This is a genomic window from Metabacillus rhizolycopersici (genome assembly GCF_020075705.1).
Genome location: NZ_JAIQUM010000239.1, coordinates 1 through 726, shown reverse-complemented (window position 1 = coordinate 726; position 726 = coordinate 1). Strand labels below are relative to the sequence as shown.

Genomic DNA, 726 nt, shown 5'->3' with positions numbered 1-726 from the left:
CTAAAAACGATGTAAAAGATGCCAGAGTTATTGCTCAATTGGTCAAGGACGGGAGATATGCTGAACCAACTATTCCACAAGGGATTTATGCAGAACTCCGTGTGGCTAAGAAAATTCGTGATCTCTTAACTGTTGACCAACAAATTGTACAAGGTCAAATGCATAACTGGATTGACCGATACTTTCCTGAATTTTTAACGGTTTTTAAGAATTGGGAAGGGAAGGCAGCTTTACAATTTTTAAAATTAAATGTATTACCACATGAACTTGTACATTTCTCGGATCAAGAGCTATTAAATCACTTAAGAAAAGCTGTTAAACGCAGTGTAGGACTTAGTAAGATTCAGGACTTAAAACAAGCAGCCCGTGAATCTATTGGTATTCGTCAAGGGGCAGATATGGCGAAATTAGAATTACAAACATTGATAGCTAAATATGAGTTAATCCAGTCTAAATTCGAAGAATTGGATGCCAAAATAGATGCATTAATTGATCAAATACCTGGCGTTCAACAGATGCTTGCCATCAAGGGAATCGGAAGAGATACTGTCGCAGGCTTTTTTGCAGAAGTCGGAGATCTAAATGAGTACTCCCACCCTAGGCAAATCATCAAGCTGGCTGGGTTAAGTCTCAAAGAAAATACGTCTGGTAAGCACAAGGGACAAACAAGGATTACGAAGCGAGGTAGAAAGAAACTTCGTGCTCTGTTGTTCAGAGTCTGTATGA

Annotated in this window: 1 protein-coding gene; it reads left to right on the top strand. The window is 38.8% G+C overall.

Going from position 1 to position 726, the window contains the following annotated elements; translation table 11 throughout:
• Positions 1-726: transposase (locus K9V48_RS30240; RefSeq protein ID WP_224142339.1), on the top strand; the 726-nt coding region annotated here is incomplete at both ends.